Origin of the sequence: Novosphingobium sp., from assembly GCF_036803765.1 — a bacterium.
Classification (GTDB): Bacteria; Pseudomonadota; Alphaproteobacteria; order Sphingomonadales; family Sphingomonadaceae; genus Novosphingobium.
This window is the reverse complement of sequence record NZ_DAIRTS010000014.1, coordinates 1-25,889: the sequence shown is the minus strand read 5'-3', so window position 1 is coordinate 25,889 and position 25,889 is coordinate 1. Positions and strand designations below refer to the sequence as shown.

19 protein-coding genes are annotated in these 25,889 nt (G+C 66.5%); 11 read left to right on the top strand and 8 right to left on the bottom strand.

What is annotated here, in order from left to right:
• Window positions 1-3: 3 nt before the first annotated feature.
• Entirely contained in the window at window positions 4-2,211 is a 2,208-nt protein-coding gene (locus tag V7Q48_RS10855) for an RNA degradosome polyphosphate kinase (protein ID WP_442947125.1), read from the bottom strand.
• Window positions 2,212-2,795: 584 nt separating this feature from the next.
• On the opposite strand from V7Q48_RS10855, the gene V7Q48_RS10850 reads away from it, so the two are divergent.
• The 3 genes from V7Q48_RS10850 to V7Q48_RS10840 all read left to right on the top strand — a co-directional run bounded on the left by V7Q48_RS10850 (window position 2,796) and on the right by V7Q48_RS10840 (window position 7,007).
• A complete protein-coding gene (locus V7Q48_RS10850) occupies window positions 2,796-2,972 on the top strand; it encodes a YezD family protein (RefSeq protein ID WP_333838097.1) in 177 nt (58 codons plus the stop codon).
• A gap of 130 nt (window positions 2,973-3,102) precedes the next feature.
• Window positions 3,103-5,574, top strand: coding sequence for a TonB-dependent receptor (locus V7Q48_RS10845; RefSeq protein WP_333838096.1), 2,472 nt, complete (start codon window positions 3,103-3,105; stop codon window positions 5,572-5,574).
• A gap of 140 nt (window positions 5,575-5,714) precedes the next feature.
• On the top strand, window positions 5,715-7,007 hold the full coding sequence (locus V7Q48_RS10840) for a cytochrome b/b6 domain-containing protein (RefSeq protein WP_333838095.1): 1,293 nt from the start codon (window positions 5,715-5,717) through the stop codon (window positions 7,005-7,007).
• A 22-nt stretch (window positions 7,008-7,029) separates the two neighbouring features.
• Here V7Q48_RS10840 and V7Q48_RS10835 read toward each other — a convergent pair whose 3' ends face one another.
• The 5 genes from V7Q48_RS10835 to V7Q48_RS10815 form a co-directional block, all read right to left on the bottom strand.
• The gene (locus V7Q48_RS10835; protein ID WP_333838094.1) at window positions 7,030-7,665 is read right to left on the bottom strand and encodes a TetR/AcrR family transcriptional regulator; all 636 of its coding nucleotides are present in this window, start codon (window positions 7,663-7,665) and stop codon (window positions 7,030-7,032) included.
• Window positions 7,666-7,768: 103 nt separating this feature from the next.
• On the bottom strand, window positions 7,769-8,023 hold the full coding sequence (locus V7Q48_RS10830; RefSeq protein ID WP_333838093.1) for a hypothetical protein: 255 nt from the start codon (window positions 8,021-8,023) through the stop codon (window positions 7,769-7,771).
• 113 nt (window positions 8,024-8,136) lie between these two features.
• Window positions 8,137-9,624: an efflux transporter outer membrane subunit gene (locus V7Q48_RS10825; RefSeq protein WP_333838091.1), complete on the bottom strand. Its 1,488-nt coding sequence runs from the start codon at window positions 9,622-9,624 to the stop codon at window positions 8,137-8,139.
• Window positions 9,624-11,249 carry an MDR family MFS transporter gene (locus tag V7Q48_RS10820; RefSeq protein ID WP_333838090.1) on the bottom strand — a complete coding sequence of 542 codons (1,626 nt, stop codon included), beginning with the start codon at window positions 11,247-11,249 and terminating at the stop codon, window positions 9,624-9,626. Before V7Q48_RS10820 ends, V7Q48_RS10825 begins: the two co-directional genes overlap by 1 nt.
• The gene (locus V7Q48_RS10815) at window positions 11,249-12,391 is read right to left on the bottom strand and encodes an HlyD family secretion protein (RefSeq protein ID WP_333838089.1); all 1,143 of its coding nucleotides are present in this window, start codon (window positions 12,389-12,391) and stop codon (window positions 11,249-11,251) included. The genes V7Q48_RS10820 and V7Q48_RS10815 overlap by 1 nt, the downstream gene beginning before the upstream one ends.
• Before the next feature lie 552 nt (window positions 12,392-12,943).
• On the opposite strand from V7Q48_RS10815, the gene ahpC reads away from it, so the two are divergent.
• From ahpC to V7Q48_RS10775, 8 genes are all read left to right on the top strand, one after another.
• A complete protein-coding gene (ahpC, locus tag V7Q48_RS10810; RefSeq protein WP_191323012.1) occupies window positions 12,944-13,507 on the top strand; it encodes an alkyl hydroperoxide reductase subunit C in 564 nt (187 codons plus the stop codon).
• Window positions 13,508-13,740: 233 nt separating this feature from the next.
• Window positions 13,741-15,297, top strand: coding sequence for an alkyl hydroperoxide reductase subunit F (ahpF, locus tag V7Q48_RS10805; protein ID WP_333838086.1), 1,557 nt, complete (start codon window positions 13,741-13,743; stop codon window positions 15,295-15,297).
• Between the two features lie 167 nt (window positions 15,298-15,464).
• Window positions 15,465-16,937: an ATP-binding protein gene (locus tag V7Q48_RS10800; protein WP_333838085.1), complete on the top strand. Its 1,473-nt coding sequence runs from the start codon at window positions 15,465-15,467 to the stop codon at window positions 16,935-16,937.
• A gap of 119 nt (window positions 16,938-17,056) precedes the next feature.
• Complete coding sequence (locus V7Q48_RS10795; RefSeq protein WP_333838083.1) at window positions 17,057-17,539, top strand: MarR family winged helix-turn-helix transcriptional regulator; 483 nt, start codon at window positions 17,057-17,059, stop codon at window positions 17,537-17,539.
• A gap of 95 nt (window positions 17,540-17,634) precedes the next feature.
• Window positions 17,635-18,033, top strand: a complete 399-nt coding sequence (locus V7Q48_RS10790; RefSeq protein ID WP_333838081.1) for a c-type cytochrome — start codon at window positions 17,635-17,637, stop codon at window positions 18,031-18,033.
• Window positions 18,034-18,237: 204 nt separating this feature from the next.
• The gene (locus V7Q48_RS10785; protein WP_333838079.1) at window positions 18,238-21,651 is read left to right on the top strand and encodes a glycosyl hydrolase; all 3,414 of its coding nucleotides are present in this window, start codon (window positions 18,238-18,240) and stop codon (window positions 21,649-21,651) included.
• Window positions 21,652-21,722: 71 nt separating this feature from the next.
• Complete coding sequence (locus tag V7Q48_RS10780) at window positions 21,723-22,166, top strand: RrF2 family transcriptional regulator (RefSeq protein ID WP_333838077.1); 444 nt, start codon at window positions 21,723-21,725, stop codon at window positions 22,164-22,166.
• Window positions 22,167-22,280: 114 nt separating this feature from the next.
• Window positions 22,281-23,090: an outer membrane protein assembly factor BamD gene (locus tag V7Q48_RS10775; RefSeq protein WP_333838075.1), complete on the top strand. Its 810-nt coding sequence runs from the start codon at window positions 22,281-22,283 to the stop codon at window positions 23,088-23,090.
• A gap of 92 nt (window positions 23,091-23,182) precedes the next feature.
• Here the strand turns inward: V7Q48_RS10775 and amyA are convergent, their stop codons facing one another.
• The gene (amyA, locus tag V7Q48_RS10770; protein ID WP_333838073.1) at window positions 23,183-24,670 is read right to left on the bottom strand and encodes an alpha-amylase; all 1,488 of its coding nucleotides are present in this window, start codon (window positions 24,668-24,670) and stop codon (window positions 23,183-23,185) included.
• Window positions 24,671-24,770: 100 nt separating this feature from the next.
• Window positions 24,771-25,832: a glycosyltransferase family 4 protein gene (locus V7Q48_RS10765; protein WP_333838071.1), complete on the bottom strand. Its 1,062-nt coding sequence runs from the start codon at window positions 25,830-25,832 to the stop codon at window positions 24,771-24,773.
• Between the last annotated feature and the right edge of the window lie 57 nt (window positions 25,833-25,889).

The window sequence follows — 25,889 nt, the reverse complement described above, 5'->3', positions numbered from 1 at the left end:
CGGTCAGTTTACCGTCGCGCCGCCGCGTCGCAGCGCCAGCTTGGGCACCTTGCGACCCTTGGTAAGCGCGGCGCCTCGGCCGGAGAGCGAGGGATTGGTCATGAAATACCGATGCACGTTAAAGGGTTTCTCGTCCGCTGCGATCTTGTCGGAGACGCGCTGATAGTCGCCCTCGGCGTTCAAAGTCCAGCTTTGCTCGGTATCGATGAGGTTGGCGAGCATGACCTGGTCGAGGATCTGGTCGTGGACCGTGCGGTTGCGGATCGGCACCAGCACCTCGACACGGCGATCGAGATTGCGGCTCATCCCGTCCGCCGAGGAGATGAACACCTTGGCGCGGCGGTTGGGCAGTGGATTGCCGTTGCCGAACGCCCAGATGCGGCTGTGCTCGAGGAAGCGGCCGATTACCGACTTGACCGTGATGTTGTCGGACACGCCAGGCACGCCGGGGCGCAGGCAGCAGATGCCGCGGATGACCAGGCTGATCTTCACCCCGGCCTGGCTGGCGGCATAGAGCCGGTCGATCAGTCGGCTGTCGGTCAGCGAATTGAGCTTGATCCAGATGGTTGCCGGCTTGCCCTCGCGCGCGAAGGCAATCTCGCGCTCGATGCACTCGTAGATCGTGCGGCGCAGCCCGATCGGCGAGATCGAGAGGAACTCGGGGTTCTTGGGCTCGACGTAGCCGGTGATGAAGTTGAACAGCTGCCCTGCGTCGCGCCCGGCCTTGGGATCGGCGGTAAAGAACGACAGGTCGGTGTAGATGCGGGCGGTGACAGGATGATAGTTGCCCGTGCCGAAGTGGCAATAGGTGCGATAGCCATCGCCCTCGCGGCGCACGACCATCGAGACCTTGGCGTGAGTCTTCCAGTCGACGAAACCATAGATGACCTGGACGCCCGCGCGCTCGAGCTGGCTGGCCCAATGCAGGTTCTGCTCCTCGTCGAAGCGGGCCTTCAGCTCGACCACCGCAGTGACGGACTTGCCTGCCTCGGCGGCTGCGATCAGCGCGGCGATCACCGCCGATTGCTTGCCCGCGCGATAGAGGGTCTGCTTGATCGCCACCACGTCGGGGTCGGATGCAGCCTGGCGCAGGAAGTCGACCACCACGTCGAAGCTCTCGAACGGGTGGTGGATCACCAGATCCTTTTCGCGGATCGCCGCGAAGCAGTCGCCGTCATGCTCCAGCACGCGTTCGGGATAGCGCGGGTTGTAGGGCTCGAACTTCAATTCGGGACGCGGCATGTCGACGATTTGCGACAGCCCGTTCATGGCAAGCAGGCCCGGCGATTTGATCACGAGGGCATGGTCGAGCCGCAGCTTGTCGCGGAGCAGCTGCTCGGCGGTGGGATCGAAATCGTCCTGCAGCTGCAACATGATGACCTTGCCGCGCCGGCGCCGCTGGATCGCGGTGCGGAAATAGCGGACGAGGTCCTCGGCGTCTTCCTCGATCTCCATGTCGCTGTCGCGCAGCACGCGGAACGTGCCCGAGCCGAGGATGCGGAAGCCCGGGAAGATTTCGGCCGCGTTCCGGCGGACGAGTTCCTCGATCGCGATCCAGGCGCCGTCGTCGCCAGGCAGCTTGACGAAACGTGGAAGTGCCGGCGGGATCAGCACCATCTCGGTCATCGGGTCGTTGTCGACCACGCGGACCATCGAGAACAGGATGCCGGTGCCCTGGTTGGCGATGAACGGGAAGGGGTGCGCAGGGTCGATCGCCTGCGGGGTCAGCACGGGGACGACGTGTTCGCGGAAATAGCGCGCCAGCCAGTCGGCTTCGTGGCGGGTGAGGGGCTTGTCGCCAAGCAGCCGGATGCCGGCGTCGGCCAGCAGGCGCGACAGCTGGCCAAGCACGTCGTGCTGGGCATGGATCAGCGCCTCGACGGCGTCGTGGATCTGGACCAGCTGCTGTGCCGGGCTGACCCCGTCGATGGACGGCTCGTCGATGCCGCGCCGAACTTGTCCGGCAAGGCCGGCGACGCGCACCATCATGAATTCGTCGAGGTTGCTGCCCGAGATCGACAGGAACCGCAGCCGCTCCAGCAGCGGATAATTGGCATTCTGCGCCTCGGCCAGGACGCGGCGGTTGAAGTTCAGCCAGCTCAGTTCGCGGTTGAAATAGCGCGCGTGCACCGGCGTCTCGGCCAGGGTGCCGAGATCGGGCAGGATCTTTTCGCCCTCGCCATGCTCCTCGGCCGCGTCCTTGGACAGCATGTCCGCGATGATCGCCTTCGTGCTGGTCGAGTTTCCGGTATCGCGCGCCATGGTCCCGCTTTGCTTTAACCTGAGTTGTTCCAGCATCCCTAGCATTGGCGAGGGGCGGGATGGCAAGCCTTTCAGCGTGCTGTCAGAGAGTGTCGATCCGGCACCCGAAACTCTACGCAATCCATCGACAATCGCGCGCGGCTGAACGCCGAGAGGCTTCTGCGGCCCGAAGCATCCGGTAATGCTGGGTCATCCCGGTGAGTCGCAGCCCACGGCGCGCTCGCCGGATCATCTGCAGCGGGCGGGTGGCGCATGTCCGCCCGCTGCAGAGCCCCTTTCAAGAAAGAGGCCCTCCGTCAGGCCTGACGGCCTGCCACCTCCCCACCATGTGGGGAGGATCGACCCTTAGGTCCTCCCACAAGGTGGGGAGGGGGACCGCCGGCGCAGCCGGTGGTGGAGGGGTGAACACAAGCGACGAAAGTTTCCCTTTCCCCCCTAGAAAAACTCGTTTTAACTCTATCGGAATGGTTGAGTATAAGAGGGTGGCGCGGCCGGACTTGTTCATCCGCCGTGCACAGGTCCTGGAGTTCCGCATGTCCCACAAGCCCGTCTCGTCCGATCCGGAAGCGGCTCGCCTGATCGAGCAGTCGCTCGACAGCGTGCGCGAGGCACTGGTGGGTCTGCGCTACGGTCATATTGGCATCACCATCCACGAGGGCCGCGTCGCCCAGATCGACATTACCGAAAAGCGCCGGCTCAAGACCGGCTGATCCTTGCACACGGCGTGGTTGCGCAACGGCCCGGAGGGAGGGCTGCAACCACCCGGAAAAACCAGACTTCATGCTGCCTCCGCTACGGTTCCTCGCCGCGCAGGGGCAGACATGTCCGAAGGGATTGACCATGCGTCTTCGTCACAGCCTTGCCACCGCCACCGCCGCCACCACGCTCGCGCTCGTTTTCTCTGCCCCGGCCCATGCCGCCGATGCCGCCGCACCTGCCGACGCAGCCGAAGCGCAGGGCGCCGCCGCCCAACCGCCGATCGACGACAGCATCGTCGTCACCGCACGTCGCCGCGCCGAAACCGTGCAGACCGTCCCGCTGGCCGTGACCGTCGTGGGTGGGCCGCACATCGACAACAACGGCGCCTTCAACGTCGGCCGCCTGACCCAGCTGACGCCGACGTTGCAGTTCTACTCGTCCAACCCGCGCAACACCTCGGTCAATATCCGCGGCCTCGGCGCGCCGCTCGGCCTGACCAACGACGGCATCGAGCAGGGCGTGGGCGTCTATATCGACGACGTGTTCTACGCGCGTGCGGCATCCTCGACGTTCGACTTCCTCGACGTGAGCCGCATCGAGGTTCTTCGAGGACCGCAGGGCACGCTGTTCGGCAAGAACACCACCGCCGGTGCGCTCAACATCACCACGCGCGCCCCGACGTTCGAGCCCGAGGCGCGCCTCGAGGCGACTGCGGGCAACCTCGGCTTCCGCCAGGTCAAGGCCGCTGCGTCCGGCCCGATCACCGACAAGCTGGCGGTGCGTATCGCGGGCTCCTACACCGAGCGCGACGGCACGATCTACAACATCCCGCAGCGCAAGTGGATCAACTCGCAGGACAACAAGGGCGCGCGCCTCCAATTCCTGTGGAAGCCGACCGACGGTGTCGAATTCACCCTGTCAGGTGACTACAACAAGCAGAACCCGATCTGCTGCGCGCAGATCTACGTCCGTACGGGATCGACCCAGCGTCCGCTCAACCGCCAGTACGCCGCCCTCGCCGCCGCGCAGAACTATGCTGTGCCCAGCACGAACCCCTTCGACCGCCTTGCGGACGAAGACGTGGCACTGCGCGCCAAAAACGAAATCGGTGGCGTATCGCTGCGCGCCAAGATCGACACCGGCCTCGGGCAGATCACCTCGGTCACCGCGTGGCGCTATTGGGACTGGGACCCCTCGAACGACCGCGACTTCCTCGGCCTGCCGATCACCACGAAGTCCAACAACCCCTCGCACCAGGACCAGTATTCGCAGGAACTGCGCCTGACCGGCGAGACCGGCCGCTTCAACTACACCGTCGGCGCGTTCGGCTTTTACCAGAAGATCCACACCACCGGCGTTCAGCAGCAGGGCCCCGCGGCCAGCAAGTTCCTGATCGCGCCCAGCAATGCGCTGTCGAACGATCCTTCGGTGCTCAATGGCCTGACTGCCGCGAACGACATCACGCTCAAGAACACCAGCGCGGCGCTGTTCGGCAAGTTCGGCTACAAGCTGACCGATACCCTGTCGATCCAGCCGGGCATCCGCCTGAATTACGACAAGAAGGACGGCGTCTACAGCTCGGTGGTAACGGACGGCACCGGCGCGCTGGTCCTGTTCAAGCCCAACAACTCCGCACGCGAGAAGGCCCAGCTAGCGGTGCTCGCCCCGCAGTATTTCGCCTCGAAGTTCAGCGACTGGAACCTGTCGGGCGACGTGACGCTGGCCTATGATCCGGCGCCCAACATCCACACCTATGCGACTTATGCGCGCAGCTTCAAGTCGGGTGGCCTCAACCTCAACGGCGTGCCGGCCAATGCCGACGGCACCCCGCTGACCTCGCTCGCGACGATCGCGCCGGAACGCGTCAATCACTTCGAACTGGGCATCAAGACGCAGTTCTGGGACCGCAAGGGCACGTTCAACGTCGCCGCCTTCCGCACCGAGATCAACAACTACCAGGCGCAGGTCACCAACTACACTGTGGGCGCGCTGCGCGGCTATCTCGCCAGCGCGGAAAAGGTCCGCACCCAAGGCGTCGAGATCGACTTTGCGCTGCGTCCCAGCGAACGCTTCAATGTCTACAGCAACGCTGCCTATACCGACGCGAAGTATGTTCGCTTCCGCAATGCGCCGTGCGCACCCGAGCTTTCGGGCGGCACCGCGCAGGCACTGGACGCCAACGGCAATCCGACCGGTCCCACCAGCCCGGCGGGCACCCCGGGGGGCGTCAGCCCGGCCAACTGCGACATTTCCGGGCAGGTCCTGCCCGGCGTGTCGAAGTGGGCGTTCTCGTACGGCGCGGAAGCCAACCTGCCGTTCCAGGGCTTCGGCGGCGAAGCGCAGGCCTATGTCGCGGTCGATGGCAATTACCGCTCACGGTTCTCGTCGAACCCGACGCCCTCGGCCTATACCTGGATCGAAGGCTATGCGCTGACCAACTTCCGCCTCGGCGTGCGCCGCGAGGGCAGCATCGACATCTATGCCTGGCTGCGCAACGCGTTCGACGTGCACTACTTCGACCAATTGGCGGTCGCCTCGGGCAACACCGGCCTGATCGTCGGGCAAGTCGGCGATCCGCGTACCTACGGCCTGACCGTGCGCACGCAGTTCTGATCGCGGTCTGCGATGTCACGTGGAGCGGGCGGCGTCGGGTTCGGCGCCGCCCGCTTCGTGCATGGAGCCATTGGCCCATAGGCACATGGGCAGCGACCTGATATGCGAGAGGCATACCGCAGGCAGGACGAAACACCCGCATGACCACGACCACGTTTGGCGCCGCCGCGCCGCGCCGCTATGCTCTGGGTGCCATCGTGCTGCATTGGGCCATCGCGGCCCTGCTGATCTTCCAGGTCTCGCTTGGCTGGCGGCTGGAAGACCTCCCGGAAGGGACGGCGCAGTTCGCCGGTTACCAGTTCCACAAGTCTGTCGGCTTCCTGATCCTGGCGCTCAGCCTCGCCCGGCTGGCGATCCGGCTCGTGGTGCGGCGGCCCGCCCCGGCCGAGGGTGCGCCCGCGGTCAAGCTGCTGGTCAAGGTCGTCCATGTCCTGCTCTATGCGGTGATGATCGTCGGCCCGCTGTCGGGCTGGATCATGATCTCGACCTCCAAGATCCGCATGCAGACCATGGTCTTCGGCAGCCTGCCCATGCCCAACCTGCCGCTGGGGCAGGGCTGGAACGCGCCGGCCGAGACGATCCATGGCGCACTCGGGCTGGTCACGCTCGGCCTTTTCGTGCTGCACGTGGCCGGTGCGCTGCGCCATCACTTCATGGGCGACGATCTCATGGGCCGCATGGTCCCGTCGCGAACGCGGCAGGGCCTGACGATCGGTACGGCCGTGCTGCTCGTGCTGGTGATCGGCATGTTCCCGCTCGCGCGCATCTGGCCGTTCGGTGCTGCCGCGCCCGCCGTCGCAGCCCCGGCGGCCGAAGCTTCTGGCCCCGCTGTGGATCCGGATGCCGAGGCCACTGCCGCAGTCGCTGACGCCTCTGCCGATGCCATGCCGGCCGACGATGCCTCGGCCGCCGCTTCGACTGCGCCGGGCGTCAGGGCCAGCGACTGGCGCGTGGCGCCGGGCGGCAAGCTGGGCTTCCGTGCCACGTATTCCGGCGAAGCCGTCGTCGGCAGCTTCTCCCGCTGGGACGCGAAGATTCGCTTCGCACCCGAAGATCTCGAGCATTCGACCCTGCGCGTCACGATCGACCTGGCCTCGGCCGCGTCGGGCGATGCGCAGCGTGACGACATGCTCAAGGGCGACGGGTTCTTCCATACGGCCGCGCATCCCCAGGCGGTCTATACCGCCTCGCGTTTCCGCGAGCAGTCGCCGGGGCATTACGTCGCGCAAGGGACGCTGTCGCTCAATGGCAAGATCCGCCCCGTGCCGCTGGCGTTCGTGCTGACGGTCAAGGGCGACGCCGCCGACGCCCATGGCACGGCAAGCCTGTCGCGCAGCGCGTTCGCGGTCGGGACCGGGGAGTTTGCCGGCACCGATACGCTGCTCGATGCGGTGACGGTGGACTTTGCGCTGAAGGCGCGTCGTCAGCCCTGACCGCTGGCGCCTGGAGGGGGGCTCAGCCCAAGGGCCCGCCGGGCGATCCGCCCGCGCGGATACCCGAGAGGAAGAAGGCGAGGTAGCGTTCGGCCCAGTCGTCGTGTCGCGCCCGTGTCTGGCCACCCTCCGAGCTGGCCATCTTGTAGTGCCCGATAACGCCCTCGAGCCAGAAGCGCGCCGCGGCCTGGCAGTCGCCGACGAGGATCTCCCCCCGCTGCTGCGCGCGTTCGAGGTGTCCTCGGATCTGCTCGACGGCGCTGCGATAGACGTAGGCGCGATAGCCGCCCTGCGCGCTCCCCGCCTCGTTGTCGAGCACATCGATGAGCCGTTCCATCAGCTTGCCGTCGGGCGAGAACAGCAGTTCCATCGCCTCGGTCGCGCGCAGGCGAAAGGCATCGGCGACGGGGAGGTGCTCGCCCTGGGCGTCGAGGAATTGCTTGCGCTTGGCGATGCCGTGATGAAGCAGCGCCTCGAACAGTTCGCGCTTGCCGGCAAAGCGGGAATAGATCGTCGCCTTGCCGATCCGCGCGTGCCGCGCCACCCGGTCGAAGGTAAAGGCCTCGAAGCCGACCTCGAGCAGGACGTCCCAGCTGGCGTCGAGAATCTTGCCGTAAAGCTGCTCGGCTTCCGCGACAGAGGGGCGTCCACGTCGCACCGCGCCGCAGGAACGGCCAGGCGATCGGGACCCGGCGGGGGATTTCGCGGCGGTTTCAGCCGAATTCGGCGAATCGTCGGGGCCGCCGCCGGCGTGTCCGGTGTCAGTGTCTGACGGGTGATCCGGGCTGGATGGCCTGTGCGACATCATCCTGCCGCCCGTCGATACGCGCCGCCGCGATCATGGCCACCGAGGCCTCCACGGTGGGGCCCGTGAACATCGGCGTGGTGCCCAAGGGATTGTCGATGCGGCCGAATTGATGGGCCATGCCATTGGCGCAATGCGCCGCGCAGGTCATCTCCAGACCTTCCTGATAGGCTTCCAAAATGCGGCGCCCGAACTGCGTAAACCAGTCCATCGTTCCCGTTCCTCAACCCAGTGGTGTGGCGCCTTTGCGGCGCTGCTGACGGAAAAGCTGCCACACAACCGGATTGATGCAAAGCACTATAAACAGAACGGGAACGGTCCATTTCAGGCCTCCGGTCTGCGCGGCTGCCAACCTAGCCCGAGCGCCTTCTGGACGGCGATGTAGTCGGTCGTCAGCTCGGCCGCCGCCGCAGCGCTGGCCTGCGCCGAGAGCAGGCGCTGGCGCTGCGCGGTAAGCGCGTCGCTGGCCGCGATCGTGCCGGCACGGGCGCGCTGCTGCTGGAGATCCTCGGCGCGGGCGGCCTGGCCCTGCGTGTCGAGCGCCTTGCCATAGACCTGCCGCTGGCCGCCGAAGCGGGTCAGCGAGGTTTCGGCATCCTGCAGGGCAGTCAGCACCGTGTTGCGGTACTTGGCCTCCGCCTCGTCGTAGGCGGCGCGCTTGTTGCGCACCTGCGCCTTGTTGCGGCCGCCGTCGAACAGCGACCAGCGCAACTGGGGCAGGGCAAGGCCGATGATCTTGGCCGGATCGACCACGTCACCGATGTTCGGCCCGCCAAGGCCGAGCAGGCCCATGAAGCTGATCTTGGGCAGCCCTTCCGAAATCTGCGCACCGATGTCGGCATTGGCCGCTGCCAGCTGGCGCTCGGCCATGCGGATATCGGGCCGGTTGCGCAGCAGCGTGGCCGGGTCACCGATCGCGACGCTCGCGGGCGGCATGGGCAGCGGTGCCGGCGGCGTCAGCGTGGCGTCGAGCGTTCCGGGTTCCGCACCGGTCAGGACCGCCAGCTGGTCGATCAGCACGACGATGTCGGCACGCGCCTTGGCGCGATCGCCTTCGGTCTGGGCGGCCTGTCCGCGCAGTTGGGCCAGCGGTTGTTCGGGCGCGGTGCCACCGGCCAGGCGCTGCTGAGCAAGATCGACGAGGCGCGCATCTACGGCGGCCTGCTGGTCGAGCAGTGCTAGGACCGCCTGCCGGGCGCGAAGCGCGACGTAGGCACGGGCGATTTCGGCCGAGAGCGTGACCTGCGCATCGGCGGCGCCGGCCTCGGCGGCCTCGGCGCGGGCCGTGGCCGCCTCGATCTTGCGATGCGTGCCCCCGAACAGGTCGATCTCCCAGCTGGCGTCGAACCCGAGGTTGTAGATCAGCGAGTCCGTCCGGCCGCTGTCGTTGCCGCCGAGGATGTTCTTGGGCACGTTGATGTAGGGCGTTGCCGCCGAGGCGCTGACGGTCGGGATCAGCGCGGTCTTGTTGGCGGCGAGGCCGGCACGGGCCTGTGCGATGCGGGCATTGGCGGCCGCAATGTTGGGCGAATCCGCGAGGGCGCGATCGATGAGCTGCGAAAGTGTCGCGTCACGCAGCGTATCCCACCAGCGGGCGCTGGTGGCGACGGCCGAGGTCTGGGCCGGATCGGCGCGCATGAATGCACCGCGTGCGGCCGCCGTGGGTGCTGCTGCCGGGGCGCCCTTGAAATCGGGGCCGACGGTCGTGCACCCGGCAAGCGCCAGCGCAAGGGTTGCGCCGAGCGTTGCCGGAAGGATGGGCGCGCCGCCAAGCCGGGGGCTGCGCGAAGGGCGGAGGCTCGTGAACAGCATCAGTGCATCGCCATCTTGTGGTGGCCCCGGGGAAGGGGGCGGAGAAGGAAAACGAGCGGAATGACGATCGAAATGCAGACCATCAGCGCGATAAATTCGTCGGTGTAGGCCATGACCAGCGCCTGCTTGAGCACAGTGCCGTCGATCGAGCGCAGCGCGGCAGCGAGACCTTCGGGACCTCCGCCGAACGACGCGGCCTGGCTGGAGACCCAGTCCTGCACCGCGCCGCTATTGGCCGGCAGGGCTTCGTGGATCGTCCAGCGGTGATATTCCTCGCGCCGTTCCTGCAGCGTGGCGAGCAGGGCCAGTGCGATTGAGCCGCCGAGGTTGCGGGCGGCGTTGAACAGGCCCGAGGCATCGCCCGCCTCTTCGGGTTTCACGCTGGCGATGGCCGCCTGGTTGAGGAACAGCATCGACAGCGCCTGGCCTAGGCCACGCATCAGCTGCGAGATCACGAAGTCCGACCCGTCGGAATTGACGGTGAGTGTCGTGTCCATCCAGCACGATCCGGCCATTATCAGCATGCCGGTCATCACCACGAAGCGCAGGTCGAACCGCGCGACGAGGATCGGGAACAGCGGCATCATCATCGCGGCGGGAATGCCCGACAAGAACACGATCTGGCCAGATTGGTAGGCATTGTAGCCGGCGATCGCGGCAAGGAACTGCGGGATGACGTAAGCCGTGCCATAGAGCACCGCGCCGATCAGCAGGCCGAGCACGAAGACCGCGGCAAAGGCGCGGTTGCGCAACAAGGCCAACTTGATCACCGGTCGCTTGGCATAGAACTGGCCGAGCGCGATCAGCACGAAACCAAGCGCGGTCACGCCCGTCAGCTTCCAGATGAGGTCGGACTGGAACCACTGCTCGCGGTTGCCTTCCTCGAGCACGACGGTCAGGCCGCCGAGGCCCAGGGCCATGCCGGCGATCCCCATCCAGTCGGCCGAGAACAGCTCCTCGAGCTTCATCTTGGCATTGGTGAGGCCCACGATCAGGAACACCATCAGGATGATGCAGATCGGGATGTTGATGAAGAAGGCATAGTGCCACGAGAAATTCTCGGTCAGCCAGCCGCCGGCCAGCGGCCCCATCACCGGTCCCAAAATCAGCGTCGAGCCGAACAGCGCGGTGCCCATCGGCTGCTGGTGCCGCGGCAGGCGCGTGGCGATGATGGTCATGCCCGTCGGGATCATGGCGCCGCCGGTAAAGCCCTGGCCGACGCGGCCGACGATCATCATCGTCAGCGTGGTCGAAAGGCCGCAGACGATCGAGAACCCGGTGAACAACACCGAGGCGATGAGCAGGAAGCGCTTGAGGCCGAAGACGCGCTCCAGCCACGCGGTCAGCGGGATGATGACGATCTCGGCAACGAGATAGCTCGTGGCGATCCAGGTGCCTTCGGTCGACGAGGCGCCGATCTCGCCCTGGATGGTGGGCAATGCCGAGTTGACGATCGAGATGTCCAGCGTGGCCATCAGCGCGCCGATGGCGCCCGCGATCACCGCCAGCCAGGCGGTGATGTCCGCGTTGCCGTTCGCCGTGCGGCCGGTGGAGGGCGCGGCGTCCTGTCCGGCCCCACTCTTTCGGGCATCGGCCTCGGCCGGCACGCTTGCGCCGCCGGCCATTACTTGGTTCCCTTTTCCTGCTCGGCCCGGATCGCCTTGATCGCGCCCTGTGCGCCCTTGGTGTCGACCTTGACGGTCAACGACAGGCCGGGGACCAGCACCTTACGGCTCTCTTCACCCGCATTGATCCGGATGCGGACGGGCACGCGCTGCACGATCTTGGTGAAGTTGCCGGTCGCGTTCTGCGGCGGGATCAGCGAGAAATTGGCGCCGGTGCCGGGCGTGATGCTGTCGACCACGCCGTGGAAGTCGACGTCGGGAAGGGCGTCGACGTGCATGGTCACGGGCTGACCCGGGCGCATCAGGCCGATCTGCGTTTCCTTGAAGTTGGCCTCGACGTAGATTGCCTGAGTCGGCACGATCGTCAGCAGGCGCTGCCCGGGCTGGACATATTGCCCGAGGCGGACGGCCGAGGACCCGACCTTGCCGGCGATCGACGCGGTGATGCGCGTCGTGCCGAAATCGTTGCGGGCGGCCTGGCGCTGCGCCTCGGCCGAGCCGATCTGCGCATTGGCCTGCTGGACCTGGGCACGCGTGGTGGCGATCTTGCTGGTCGCAGCCTGTACCATCGCCTGCTTGGCGCGCACATCGGCCGCAGCCTTATCGCGCGCGCTGGTCAGCTGGTCGAGCTGGGTCTTGGGTTCGGCGCCCGACGCGGCGAGGGGAGCGTAGCGCGCCACTTCGCTGCTGTAATAGGCCAGATCGCGCTGCGATGCGGCGAGGGCGGCGCGCGCCTGATTGAGGCTGGCTTGCGCCTCGGCAATGCCGGCATTGGTCGCCTGCTCGGCGGCACGCGCTACGGCGACCTGGGCATCGGCCTGGTTCAGCTTAGTGCTGTAGTCGGTCGGGTCGATCTGCAGGAGGAACTGTCCGGCCTGGACCTGCTGGTTGTCGGCCACGCCGATCTGGCGGACGTAGCCGGCCAGCTTCGAGCTGACGGTCACGCCATCGGCCTTGACGTAGGCGTCGTCGGTCGACTGGATGTACTGACCGTTGTTGCGGTAGTCGATGAAGGCATAGATGCCATAGACCAGCCCGACCGCGGCGACGCCGATCGCGATGCGGCCGATCAGGCGCTTGCGACTGCGCTTCTGCTCGGGCGCGACGTCGTCGGTTTCAGGCTTATCGGAAGAGGCGCTCATCGGGGACATCCTGTCGCTGCGAAAATAGAACGAGACCGTTCAGTTCCATTTAGCGCACATGCATTCGCTGGTGCGGCGAAACAAGTGCAAGTTTGCAAATCCAACATGAAAATTATGCAATCGTCAGGATCGATTTCCCGAATGGCGATGTATCGGCTGCGTGACGCCGGCCCCATCACGCCTCGCATCATTTGCACGAGGGGATGTGGCGTGCTGCAGCCGCCCTGCGCCGCGGTTCATGATCCAGATTGGTTTTGCCGTCGCAATCCCCGACGCCCGCTTGTGTTCCCGCCGCCGCCCCGAATGCCATCCGCAGTGGAGCGAGGCACGGCTGTTCGTGTGATCGGTTCTTTCAATCAATCTGGAAGGAATTGCTCATTGGCAATCCGTGCTGCGGGTGCGTACTTCCCCATCACGGACGCTGCATCGGCCTTCACGGCCCGCAATGTGGTGTCTGGATGCACGCCTTGTGCAAAGACTCTCGTCGCTTAGCGATCACCCGGCGCTCAGCGATCCATCACGCTAACGACCAACCAAAAGGAAGTCGAACCCATGTCGATCGTCGGAACCAAGCTCAAGCCGTTCCAGGCCACTGCCTACCTCCAGGGCAAGTTCGTCGATGTCAGCGACGCTGACGTCCTCGGCAAGTGGGGCGTGTTCTTCTTCTACCCGGCCGACTTCACCTTCGTGTGCCCGACCGAACTCGAAGACCTTGCCGACAGCTATGAAGAGCTGAAGGGCCTTGGCGTCGAAGTGTACTCGGTTTCGACCGACACCCACTTCAGCCACAAGGCATGGCACGATTCGTCGCCCGCCATCGGCAAGATCAACTACTACATGCTGGGTGACCAGAACCACACGATCTCGAACAACTTTGGCATCCTGCGCGAAGGCGTTGGCCTGGCCGACCGCGGCACCTTCGTGGTCGATCCGGACGGCGTGATCCAGCTGGTCGAAATCACCCCCGAGGGCGTGGGCCGCAACGCTGCCGAACTCGTCCGCAAGATCAAGGCTGCCAAGTACTGGCGCGAGAACCCCGGCCAGGTCTGCCCGGCCAAGTGGGAAGAAGGCGCCGAGACGCTGGCTCCCTCGATCGACCTCGTCGGCAAGATCTGATCCTGTTGCCGTGATACCCGGGGCGCTCCTTGCGGGCGCCCCGGACCCGGTGAGTTATCTCCGGGTCAAAGTTTTCCCGGCGGATGATCCGATGCCGCGCCGGCCTGCCCGATGGGCCGCCCTTTCCGACGCGCCGCTTCCGCCCCATATTTCTGCCGATCCCGCCCATCCCAGGCGTGAGGCCGTCCACGGCCCCACGCGGCACGCACCCTCCTGCCTGAGAGAAACGTCCCATGCCTATTCTCGATGCCCCTACCACCGCCCAGCTCAAGAGCCTGCTCGGCAACCTGCGTCGCCCGATCGAACTGGTCGCGAGCCTCGATGACGGCGCCAAGTCTGCCGATACGCGCAGCCTGGTCGAGGAAATCGCCGCGGTCAGCGACAAGGTGTCCTATCGCCTCGACGGCACCGACGCGCGCCGCCCGAGCTTTGCCATCCGGGCCGACGAAGGCCGCGCCGAAGCGGTGTTCGCAGGCCTGCCGCTTGGCCACGAATTTACCTCGCTGATCCTCGCGCTGCTGCACGTCGGCGGCCACCCGCCCAAGGAGGAAGCCGAACTGCTCGACACCGTGCGCGCTCTCGAGGGGCCGCTGCACTTCGAGACGTTCTTCTCGCTGACCTGCCAGAACTGCCCCGACGTGGTGCAGGCACTCAACATCATGGCCGCGCTGAACCCCAACGTGACGCACGTCGCGATCGAGGGCGGGCTGTTCCAGGACGAGGTCGAGCGCCGCAAGGTCATGGCCGTGCCGACCGTCTATCTGAACGGCGAGCAGTTCGGCCAGGGCCGCATGGATCTGGCGCAGATCGTCGCCAAGCTCGACACCGGATCGGTGGCGCGCGCCGCCGAGAAGATCGCGGCCAAGGATGCGTTCGACGTGCTCGTCGTCGGCGGCGGCCCCGCGGGCGCTGCGGCCGCGATCTATGCCGCCCGCAAGGGTATCCGCACCGGCGTCGTCGCCGACCGCTTCGGCGGGCAGGTGCTCGACACCATGGGGATCGAGAACTTCATTTCGGTGCCGCACACCGAAGGCCCCAAGCTGGTCGCACAGCTCGAGCAGCACGTGAAGGACTATGAGGTCGACGTCATGAACGCCCAGCAGGCGGTGGCGCTCAAGCGCGCCAACGGCGACGGGTTGCACCATGTCGAACTGGCCAACGGCGCGAGCCTCAAGGCCAAGACCGTCATCCTGTCGACCGGCGCGCGCTGGCGCCAGATGGGCGTGCCCGGCGAGGACGAGTACAAGAACAAGGGCGTGGCCTATTGCCCGCACTGCGACGGCCCGCTGTTCAAGGGCAAGCGCACAGCGGTGATCGGCGGTGGCAACTCGGGCGTCGAGGCGGCGATCGACCTCGCTGGTCTCGTCTCGCACGTCACGCTGATCGAGTTCGACAACCAGCTGCGCGCCGACGCGGTGCTGCAGACCAAGCTGCGCAGCCTGCCCAACGTCACGATCATCACCTCGGCGCTCACCACCGAAGTGCTGGGCGATGGCAGCAAGGTCAACGGCCTGGTGTACAAGAACCGCGAGAGCGGCGAACTGCACACCATCGAGCTGGAAGGCATCTTCGTGCAGATCGGCCTGGTGCCCAACACCGAATGGCTCAACGGCAGCCTCGCGCTCACCAATCGCGGCGAGATCGAGGTCGACACGCATAACGCCACCAACGTGCCCGGCGTGTTCGCGGCCGGCGACTGCACCACGGTGCCGTTCAAGCAGATCGTCATCGCCATGGGCGAGGGTTCGAAGGCCTCGCTGGCGGCATTCGATTACCTGATCCGGCATTGATGGCGGCGTAGCAATCCCTCCCCCCGACCCCCTCCCGCATGCGGGAGGGGGAGTTCTGCCCTCCCGTTCACGGGAGGGGCCGGGGGAGGGGGTGTTGCTTGGCACCCTTCAACACCTTTTCCCCGCCAACCCTTGTCCCTCTGGCAAGCCTTGCTAAGAGCGCAGGCGTGAGCGCAACGATCGTCATTGGCGCCGACGACCGGTCGGCCACTCCGGTCCGCATCGACGTGGAGGAGCTGCTGGCCACGCGCCTGCTGGTGCAGGGCAACAGCGGTTCGGGCAAGTCGCACCTGCTGCGCCGCATCCTCGAGCAGAGCGCCAGCCTGGTGCAGCAGGTGGTGATCGACCCCGAAGGCGATTTCGTAAGCCTGGCGGAGCCGTTCGGGCACGTCGTGGTCGATGGCTCGGCCTATGACGGCGCCGAGATCGTCAAGCTGGCGGCGCGTATTCGCCAGCACCGTGCCTCGGTCATCCTCGCGCTCGACGGGCTCGAACTCGAGGCGCAGATGCGCTGCGCGGCGATGTTCATGAACACGCTGTTCGATGCCCCGCGCGACCAGTGGTATCCCGCGCTGGTGGTGGTCGACGAGGCGCAGATGTTCGCGCCTGCCGCCGCCGGCGATGTCGCCGACGATGTGCGCCGCCTGTCGCTCTCGGCGATGACCAACCTCATGTGTCGCGGGCGCAAGCGCGGGCTTGCCGGGATCATCGCCACCCAGCGCCTCGCCAAGCTGGCCAAGAACGTCGCGGCCGAGGCGTCGAACTTCCTGATGGGCCGCACCTTCCTCGACATCGACATGGCGCGCGCCGCCGACTTGCTGGGCATGGAACGGCGCCAGGCCGAACAGATCCGCGATCTCGAGCGTGGGCATTTCCTCGCGCTCGGCCCCGCCATCTGTCGGCGGCCGGTGGGCGTGAAGATCGCCGACGTCGAGACGCGCGCGCGCAATGTCGTCCATGGGCTGATGCCGCTGCCCAATGCCGCCGGCTCGGAGATGGAAGCGCTGCTGCTGTCCGAGTCGCTGATGTTCGATCCCCTGCCGACCCCGCCGGAGCCGGAGGCGCTCGCGCCCGACAGCGGCGAACTGCTCGACCAGATCGAGAGCAGCGTGCCCGCCGCCGAGCAGGTCGAACCGCCGGTCGAGCCCAGCCTCTTCGCCGCCGAGGAGACCGCGGCGGATATCGCGACGATCCTGGCCGACATGGCGGCAGAGCCCGACTGCACGTTCCAGCCCGCCGCCCAGCTGTTCCAGGATTTCACGGTGCGCTGCCGGATGCAGCGGCTGGGGCAGGTGGGGATCGATCTGGCCGAATTCCGCCGCCGGTTCGCGATGGCGGTTGCCGGCATCCCCGATGATCGCGAGCCGCGCTGGCAGCCTGCGCTCAAGCTGGCGGCAGGCGTTGCCGACGACGTGCTGGCGCCATTCCTGGTCTTGGCCGTGGCTGCAGTGGAGGGTGCGCCTTGCCCCGACGATGAGCGGCTTGCCGAAATCTATGGCACGCGCTCGCCAGGGCGTATCCGGCGGCTGCTGGACCATCTCGAGAAGAGCGGCCTCATCGTCGTGCGCACCGATTACGGCGGGCGCCGGTCCATCGGTATTCCCGGGCTGGGCATGACGACGGCGCCGGTCGAGGCTTGACTTCGCGGGAACGGGCGCCTGCTGCGCCGCAAAATGTTTGCGAAAAATCCGTTCGTGTGCCTAATGGTCTCCAATCGGTAACGCGGCCGTGCCGCGCCTCGCATGCGAAAGGCCTCAAATTGACTGCGGATGTCCTGACCCGTCAATCGGTGACGCCCGAACTGGCGTTGGATGGACTGGATTCGGTCCTTGGCCTGCACATCGGCACGACCAACACGCTGTTCGTCTCGCGGCTGGAACGCCAGCTCGAGCCGCTCAGCGTCACGCCCAAGCAGGTGGCGATCCTGTGGCTGGTCAATGCCAATCCGGGCGTCAAGCAGACCGACCTATCGCGCTTCTTCAAGATCGAGCGGCCGACCGTGCACCAGTTCGTGCGTCAGCTGATGCGCAACGACTACCTCGTGAACGAGCCGTCCAAGCTCGATCGCCGCGCCGGCGGCTTGTGGATCACCGAGCGCGGCGCGATCACGCTGGCCGAAGCGCGGCGGGCGATCGTCTCGCACGAAGATGAACTGACCGCGTGCCTGACCGCGCGCGAGAAGAGCGAGCTGTTCCGCATTCTCATGAAGGTCTACCTGTCCGCCCCCGCCAAGGACGCGTGAACGGGCGCTATCGGTGCCATTCAGCGCCATGACAGGCGCCTTGCCGCATGATGCATGCTATGGGGCAAGGCCACTGCCGCCCCGGGGAGACCTCGATGACTGATTCCATGTTCTATCGGCGCGCCATCGCGCTTGCCGCCGGTCTTGCCGGATTGGGCCTCGCTGCAGCCCCCGCACTCGCGGCCGAGGGCGATCCGGCGCATGGCCGCACGGTTGCGGCTCGGTGCCTGGCCTGCCACGACCTCAGCACCGGAGCCACCCGGATCGGCCCTTCGCTCAAGGGTGTGATCGGACGCCGTGCCGGCAGCGTTCCGGGCTATGCCTATTCCGAGGCGATGAAGGCCAAGGGCGTGACGTGGGACGCGCGTTCGCTCGATGCGTACCTTGAAAGCCCGTCGACCTACGTCAAGGGCAACAAGATGGCCTTTGCCGGTCTGCACGATCCCAAGGATCGCGCCGATGTGATCGCCTATCTCGAGCAGGCGACCAAATAGCCTATCGACACCAACGTCTTCCTGAACCCGGCCGTGCCCAGCATGGCCGGGTTTTTGATTTTTGGGCTTTCATTTTCGCGCGAAATTGCGCAAAAACGCGCAACGACGATCACGCGCTATGTCCAGTGCGGTTCGGCCTGACATTCAAAAACGCCCGGGAGCCCAGCCATGACACCACCGACCACTCGTTCGAATCGATGGGCCTTGCGTGCCGGGCTTTTGCTTGCCGCGACCGCGACGCCGATGTTTGCCGTGGCGCAAGGACTGGTGCCCGCCGAGGCTCCGTCTGCGACTGCCAGGCCGTCCGAGCCCGCATCGCTCGATCAGCAGTTCCGAGACCCGCCAGCCAGTGCCCGTCCGCGCGTCTGGTGGCACTGGATGAATGGCAACGTCACCGAGGACGGCATCGCCAAGGACATGGACTGGATGCAGCGCGTCGGCATTGGCGGGCTGCAAACCTTCGACGCCGGGCTCGAGGCGCCGCAAATCGTCGCCAAGCGGCTGACCTTCATGTCGTCCGAATGGAAGCAGGCGTTCCGGTTCGCGGCGCAGACGGCCGATGCCAAGGGCCTGGAACTGGCCATCGCGTCGTCGCCGGGCTGGTCGGAGACTGGCGGTCCCTGGGTGCCGCCCGCCGATGGGCTCAAGAAAGTGGTGTGGACGGAAATGGTCGTGCCGGGCGGTCAGCCGCTCGTGGCGGCGGTCGCAAAGCCGCCGGTGGTCGCCGGCGCCTACCAGGATCTCGAACTGTTTGATCCTCTGGCCGCCCTTGCCTCGGCTCATGCCCATACCACGCCAAGCTGGGCTGCCGACATCGCGGTGCTTGCGGTTCCGGTGCCTTCCGGCACTGCGGCGTTGCCGCTCCCCCGGATCTTCGGCCCCGATGGCAAGCCGCTCGATGCCGCTGCCTTGACGGCCGACAGCTATCGCAACAGCCAGATGCTGCAGCACGGGACAGCAGAACAGCCGTCGATGGTCGTTGCACGCTTCGACGCACCGCAGACGGTGCGCGCGGCCACGCTTTACATCCACGGCGCCAAGGCCATGTTCGGCGGACCCGTGGTCGCGCCGCGGCTGGAGGCGAGCGCCGACGGTAGCACCTGGAGCAAGGTGGCAGACTTCGCGGTCACCGGCGCGCCGACGACGGTCAGCTTCCCGGCCGTGACCGCGCGCGTATTCCGCATCGTGCTTCAGCCGCTGCCGTTTTCGGGTTCTAATCTTGGCGATCCAGCGCCGGGGGCCGATAGCGATGTCGGTTTCATGAAAATGATGGCCGCGGGAGCAAGCGCGCCATGGGACTTGCGGCACTTCGCGCTGCATGCCGAGCCCCGCGTTGATCAGGCCGAAGCCAAGGCTGGTTTCGCAGTGGCCCGGGACTATTACGCGCTTGGCACGCCCGATGCTGCTGCCACAGGGCCTTCTGCGGCGCAGGTCATCGACCTGACCGGCAAGCTGCGCCCCGACGGAACTCTGGACTGGACGCCCCCGGCGGGACCCGCCTGGCGCATCCTGCGGTTCGGCGCGAGCCTGCTCGGCACGACCAACCATCCGGCGGCACCCGAGGCGACAGGCCTTGAGGTCGACAAGTTCGATGGCGCGGCGGTGCGTCGCTATCTGGATCATTACCTGGGGATGTATCGCGATGCGACCGGGCCCGAAATGATCGGCCGGCACGGCGTGACCGCACTGCTCACCGATTCGATCGAAGTCGGCGCAGCCAACTGGACGCCGAAGATGATCGCGCAGTTCAAGCGGCTGCGCGGCTATGACCCGACACCATGGCTGCCGACGCTGGCGGGCGTGCTCATCGGCACGCGTACCGAGGCTGATCGCTTCCTCTACGACTGGCGCCGGACGCTCGCCGATCTGCTGGCGTCCGAGCATTACGGGATGGTGGCGCAGGTTGCGCACGAGAACGGCCTGAAGGTCTACGGCGAGGCTTTGGAAGACAACCGCCCGATGCTGGGCGACGACATGCAGATGCGCATGCGTGCCGACGTTCCGATGGCAGCGCTGTGGACCTTCAGTCGCAAGGCCGGACCCAATCCGAGTTATCTTGCAGATATGAAGGGCGCGGCGTCGGTCGCGCATGTCTACGGTCAGAACCTTGTGGCCGCCGAATCGATGACCTCGGCTTTGGCGCCGTGGGCGTACACGCCGCGCGACCTGCGGCGCTTCATCGATTTGGAATTCGTCAGCGGCGTGAACCGCCCGGTGATCCACACCTCGGTGCACCAGCCGACCGACGACAAGGTCCCCGGCCTGTCGCTGATGATCTTCGGCCAATTCTTCAACCGGCATGAAAGCTGGGCGGAACTGGCGCGGCCCTGGGTGGACTACATGGCGCGGACCGCGCTCGTGCTCCAACAGGGCCGCAACGTCGCCGATCTGGCCTATTTCTATGGCGAGGAAGGCCCGCTGACCGGGCTGTTCGGCAAGACGCCGGTGGCCGATGCGCCCAAGCTCCATGCCTTCGACTACGTGAATGCCGATGTGATCGGCGGCGTGCTGGTCAACCAGGGCAACGAACTCGTCAGCCAGGGCGGCGCGCGCTATCGCGCGATCTACCTCGGCGGCTCGTCACGGATGATGACCCTGCCGACGCTGCGCCGGCTCGCGGCGCTGGTCGAGGGCGGGGCGGCTGTCATCGGGCTGGCGCCGCAGGCCTCGCCGGCGCAGGCCGATGCGACGCCCGAGCGCATGGCCGAATGGCGTTCGCTCGTCACGCGGCTGTGGCCGGGGAGCGGTGATGCCCTGGTCGGGCAAGGGCGCGTGATCGCGATGACGGATGCCGATGCGGGGCTGGCCCGTCTCGGCGTCACCCCGGATTTCCGCGTCACGGGCGCGGCAGCCGACGCGGACCTGCCCTTCATCCACCGCACGTTCGCGCAAGGCGAGACGTGGTACGTGGTCAATCGTCGCAATCGCGCCGAGACGTTCGACGCCCACTTCCGCGTGACCGGCAAGGTGCCGGAACTGTTCCATGCCGACAGCGGCCGGATCGAGCCCTTGAGCTACCGTACCGTCGGCGTCGAGACGATCGTGCCGCTTCAGCTGGCGGCGGAAACCAGCGCGATCGTGATGTTCCGCAAGCCGGCGACCGCCAGCGCGCTGCAGTTGCCGCAGCGTGCGATGGTGACGTTGGAAAGCGTCGCGGGTCCCTGGAAGGTTGCCTTCGAGGCGGGGCGCGGTGCGCCTGCGTCGATCAGTCTTCCTGCGCTGGCGCGGCTTGACCAGCAGGCCGAGCCCGGCGTGCGCTATTTCTCGGGCATCGCCACTTACACCCGCACCTTCCGCCTGCCCAAGGGATGGAAGCGCGGCCAGGCGCTGTGGCTCGATCTCGGCGAGGTCAACGATCTGGCGCAAGTCACCGTCAACGGACACGATCTCGGCACGCAATGGCATGCGCCCTATCGTTTCGACATCGGGGCGGTGGCACGGCGCGGCGACAACGCGATTGCGGTGCGCGTCGCGAACAGCTGGGTCAACCGCCTGATCGGCGATGCGCAGCCCGGCGCGCAGAAGGTGACCTGGACCGCCATTCCGACCTATCGCGCCGATGCACCGTTGCGCCCGTCTGGCCTGGTCGGTCCGGTCGTGATCTCCACACAGCGCTGAGCGAAAGGCTGCAACCGGGACAATTCCACCAATGGCGTTGACAATCGCGGCGAGGGCGCTTTTGTAACAGAATGCTTTCGCAAAAGACGCGATATACGATCCGGGCGCTCCAGCATCTGGCAGACACTTTCGGTCAGGGGCCGGTGCGGCTCGACGCCATTGCCGAGGCGCAGAACATTCCGCGCAAGTTCCTGACGGTGATCCTGTCGGAGATGGCGCGCGAGGGCGTGGTGATCTCGCTGCGCGGCCGTGATGGCGGATACGAGCTGGCGCTACCGCCGGTCGACATCCGCTATGGCGACATCATCCGGCTGACCCGGGGCAGCCTGGCGCTCGTTCCCTGTGCCTCGCGCAATGCGCACGAGCATTGCCCCAATTGCCTGCCCGAGGCCGATTGCCGGCTGCGTGGGCTGATGATCCGGCTGCGCGATGAAATGGCCGACCTGCTCGACCGTGTCACGCTGGCCGATCCTATCGCCCTGGTGCCGCCGTTCGAGGAAGAGGCCGCCGCCTGAGTTGACGGCACATTGGGGGCGATACTTGCGCGCCGTTCGTAACACGCTGCAAGTTTTCCGGTGGCCCGCAACCTTCACTTGGCGTTCGCCGGAGCGCTGGTTATAGGACGGCGCATGACGCTTCCCGCATTTGCCCGCAGCCCGCTGCGCATCGCCGTTCTTGCCGCCGCAACCGCTGCCCTGGGCCTGACTGCCGGCTGTGCCGGTGGCAACAAGGCGAAGAAGGACGTGGCCTACGTCGCGCGTGACGTCGACACGCTGTACATGACCGCCAAGGATCGGCTCGACCGTGGCGATGCCAAGCAGGCCGCCGCATTGTTCGACGAAGTGGAGCGTCAGCACCCCTATTCGCCCTGGGCCCGCCGTGCGCAGCTGATGGGCGCGTTCAGCTACTACGTGGCGCGCGATTATGCCAAGTCGGTGCAGACCGCGCAGCGCTTCCTTTCGATCCATCCCGGCAACAAGGATGCGCCTTACGCCTACTATCTCGTCGCGCTGTGCTATTACGAGCAGATCAGCGACGTGACACGCGACCAGAAGATCACCCAGCAGGCGCTGACCGCACTCACCGAAGTGACGCGCCGCTATCCCAACACCGATTACGCGACCGACGCACGCCTCAAGCTGGACCTGGTCAACGACCACCTTGCCGGCAAGGAAATGGAAGTCGGCCGCTTCTACGAGCGCAGCGGCAAGTGGTTGGCGGGCACGCTGCGCTTCCGCGTGGTGATCGAGAAGTACCAGACCACCAGCCACACGCCCGAGGCGCTGTTCCGTCTCGTCGAGTGCTACCTGGCGCTCGGTGTGCGCGACGAGGCGCAGAAGGCCGCCGCCGTGCTGGGCAACAACTATCCCGGTAGCGACTGGTACAAGCGCGCGTTCAAGCTGATGAACGCCAAGGGCGACGACATCTCGGCCGCGTAACGCACCCGAACAAAAAGGCGCAGCGTACATCGAGCACGCTCGCGCCTTTTTCGTTGGGTGGGGGCATTTGCAGCCCCCGTTCAGCGGAATTGTTATTGCGCGACGTCCTGGCGAACCCAGACCGAAACGCTCTCGCCGTGCACCGGCGCATCGAAGCCGCCGTTCTCGTCGGCCGTCACCACCGCATCGTGATGGCCAAGCCAATCGACGAACGTGGCGCCAGCGTGATCGGGGCCAAGTTCGGCGCGGACACCGGCGTCACCGGCGTTCGACAGCACCACCACGCAGCCTGGCGCTTCAGCCGTGCCATGCCGGATGAAGCCGATGCATTGCGGGCCATCGAACAGGTCGGTCTGTGCGCCATGGGCGAAGCGCTGGCGCGCCTGGGTAAGTTTGGGAAGACTGGGAACAGGCGCCAGGTCGACCTGATACTCCCCGCCATCGCCGCCGGTATCCTTGTAGGACGCCCCGTAGAGATCGGCGTGGAACACGCAGGGCGTGCCGCCCTCGCGCAACAGGGCCAGTGCATAGGCCAGCGGCTTGAACCAGTCCTCGACCGGCGCCTCGAGCGCCTGCAGCGGCTGGGTGTCGTGGTTCGAGACGACGGTGACGGCGTGCTCGGGCGCCCGGGCGACCAGGCTGCCGTCGAAGATCGTGCGCAAGTCGAAGTCGCCATGGGCAAGCCCGGCTTCGTGGAAGCGGTGGACCAGCGCGACGTCGAACAGCGCGAGTTGCTGGTCGACGCGGTCGAGGTAGGTCAGCAGCGAGTCCATGTCCGGGTGCCAGTATTCGGCGACGACGAACAGGTCATCGGCCAGGCTTTCGCGCATGTGGCCGACCCAGTCGCGGAAGAACCACGCGGGGATGTGCTTGGCGGCATCGAGGCGGAACCCGTCGACGGGCACCTGTTCGGCGAGCCAGCGCCCCCAGAACTTGAGTTCCTCGTAAACCGCGCGATTGCGGAATTCGACGTCGGCGCCCATCAGGAAGTCGAAGTTGCCGAGTTCTTCGTCGACTTCCTCGTTCCACTCGCCTTCGCCATAATCGTTGACGATGCGGAATACGCCGTCTTCCTGCGGGTCCTCGAGCCGATCGACCCCGCTGAAGCACTTGTGATCCCACTCGAACTTCGAATGCTTGCCGCCGCGGCCGGGGAAGGTGAAGCGGGTGTGGACGTTGGCGTCGAAGGTCTCGTCCTCGATCTGGGTGCGATCGTCGGGATTGACGCGGTGAACCGCCACGCGTTCGGTGTCGTCGGCCCCCATCTTGTGGTTGAAGACCACATCGTGAATGACCCGCAGGCCCGCCTCGCGAAGCGCGGCACAGGCGCGCTCGAGACCGGCGCGGTCGCCGTACTTGGTGGCGATGGTGCCCTTCTGGTCGAATTCGCCGAGGTCGAAGAGGTCATAAGTGTCGTAGCCGACCGAGCCCGCACCGCTCGCGCCCTTGTACGCCGGCGGCAGCCAGACATCGGTTACGCCCATGCCCGCGAGCGCGACCGCTTCCTTGGCGGCATCGGCCCAAAGCGTGCCCTCGGGCGTGTACCAATGGAAGAACTGGATCAGGGTGCGTTGCGGCATGAAGGAAGCTCCGGCGCGAGGATTTCAGCCCTAACCCGCCGAAGCTCATTTGGTTGCCGTGCAACATGGCAGGCGGCCGGGCCTGCCCTTTCGTACCCGGTCAGGCGGCGAGGATCGCCATGCCGGTGGCCGCGTCGGTCAGCGCGGACAAGAACTGATCGGTCGCCGCTTCCCAGGAATAGCTCGCGCCATAGGCGGCGGCAGCGCGGGGCGAGCAAGCCAAGGCCCCCTTGATCGCGGCGGCCAGGTCGTCGTCGAGCACGCCGACCGGCTGCGCCAGGTCTGCTCCCGCGCCGCGACCGCTGCGGCCAACCACATCGAGCGGGCCCGGGACAGGATAGGCCGCGACCGGCAAGCCGCAGGCCATGGCCTCGATCATCACCAGTCCGAAGGTGTCGGTGCGGCTGGGAAAGACGAAGCAATCGGCGGCGCAATAGGCCTGTGCCAGTCGTTCGCCCGATAGTGCGCCGGTGAACACCGCCTGCGGGTATCGGGCCTTGAGCGCCACGAGATCCGGGCCGTCGCCGACCACCACCTTGGTTCCGCGCACGTCGGCCTCGAGAAACGCATCGAGGTTCTTCTCGACCGCGACGCGGCCGACGTAGAGCAGAACCGGTCCGGGCAGCTGTGCAAGTTCGGGCAGCGGCGAATGGCCGGCGTGGAACAGCGCGGCATCGATCCCGCGTGACCACAGCCGCGTTTGCGTGATGCCCTGCGAGGCCAGTTCGCGCACCATGGTCGGCGTTGACACCAGCACCGCGCGGCTTGCGGCATGGAAGCGGCGCATGACCGGCCAGAACGTCTCGGGACTGAGGCCGGTGCGCATCGCGGCGTATTCGGGGAAACGGGTGTGGAACGCGCTGGTAAAGGGCACGCCGTAACGGCGGCACCATCCGCGCGCCGACCAGCCGATCGGCCCTTCGGTGGCGATGTGGACGATGTCGGGCGCGAAATTGTGCAGCGTGCGCCGGGTGCCGAAGCGCGGGGCAAGGGCGAGGCGGATCTCGCTATAGCCCGGCAGTCCCCAGGTCAGGAACTGTTGCGGCGTGATCAGTTCAACCTCGTGTCCGCGCGCGGTTAGGTGCTCGACCGTGGTGGCCAGGGTGCGAACGACGCCGTTGACCTGCGGGTGCCAGGCATCAGTGCACAGCGCGATCCTCATGCAGCAGCCGCCTCGGTGGGGGCGGCTGCTGCATGAGGATCGCGCTGTGCACTGATG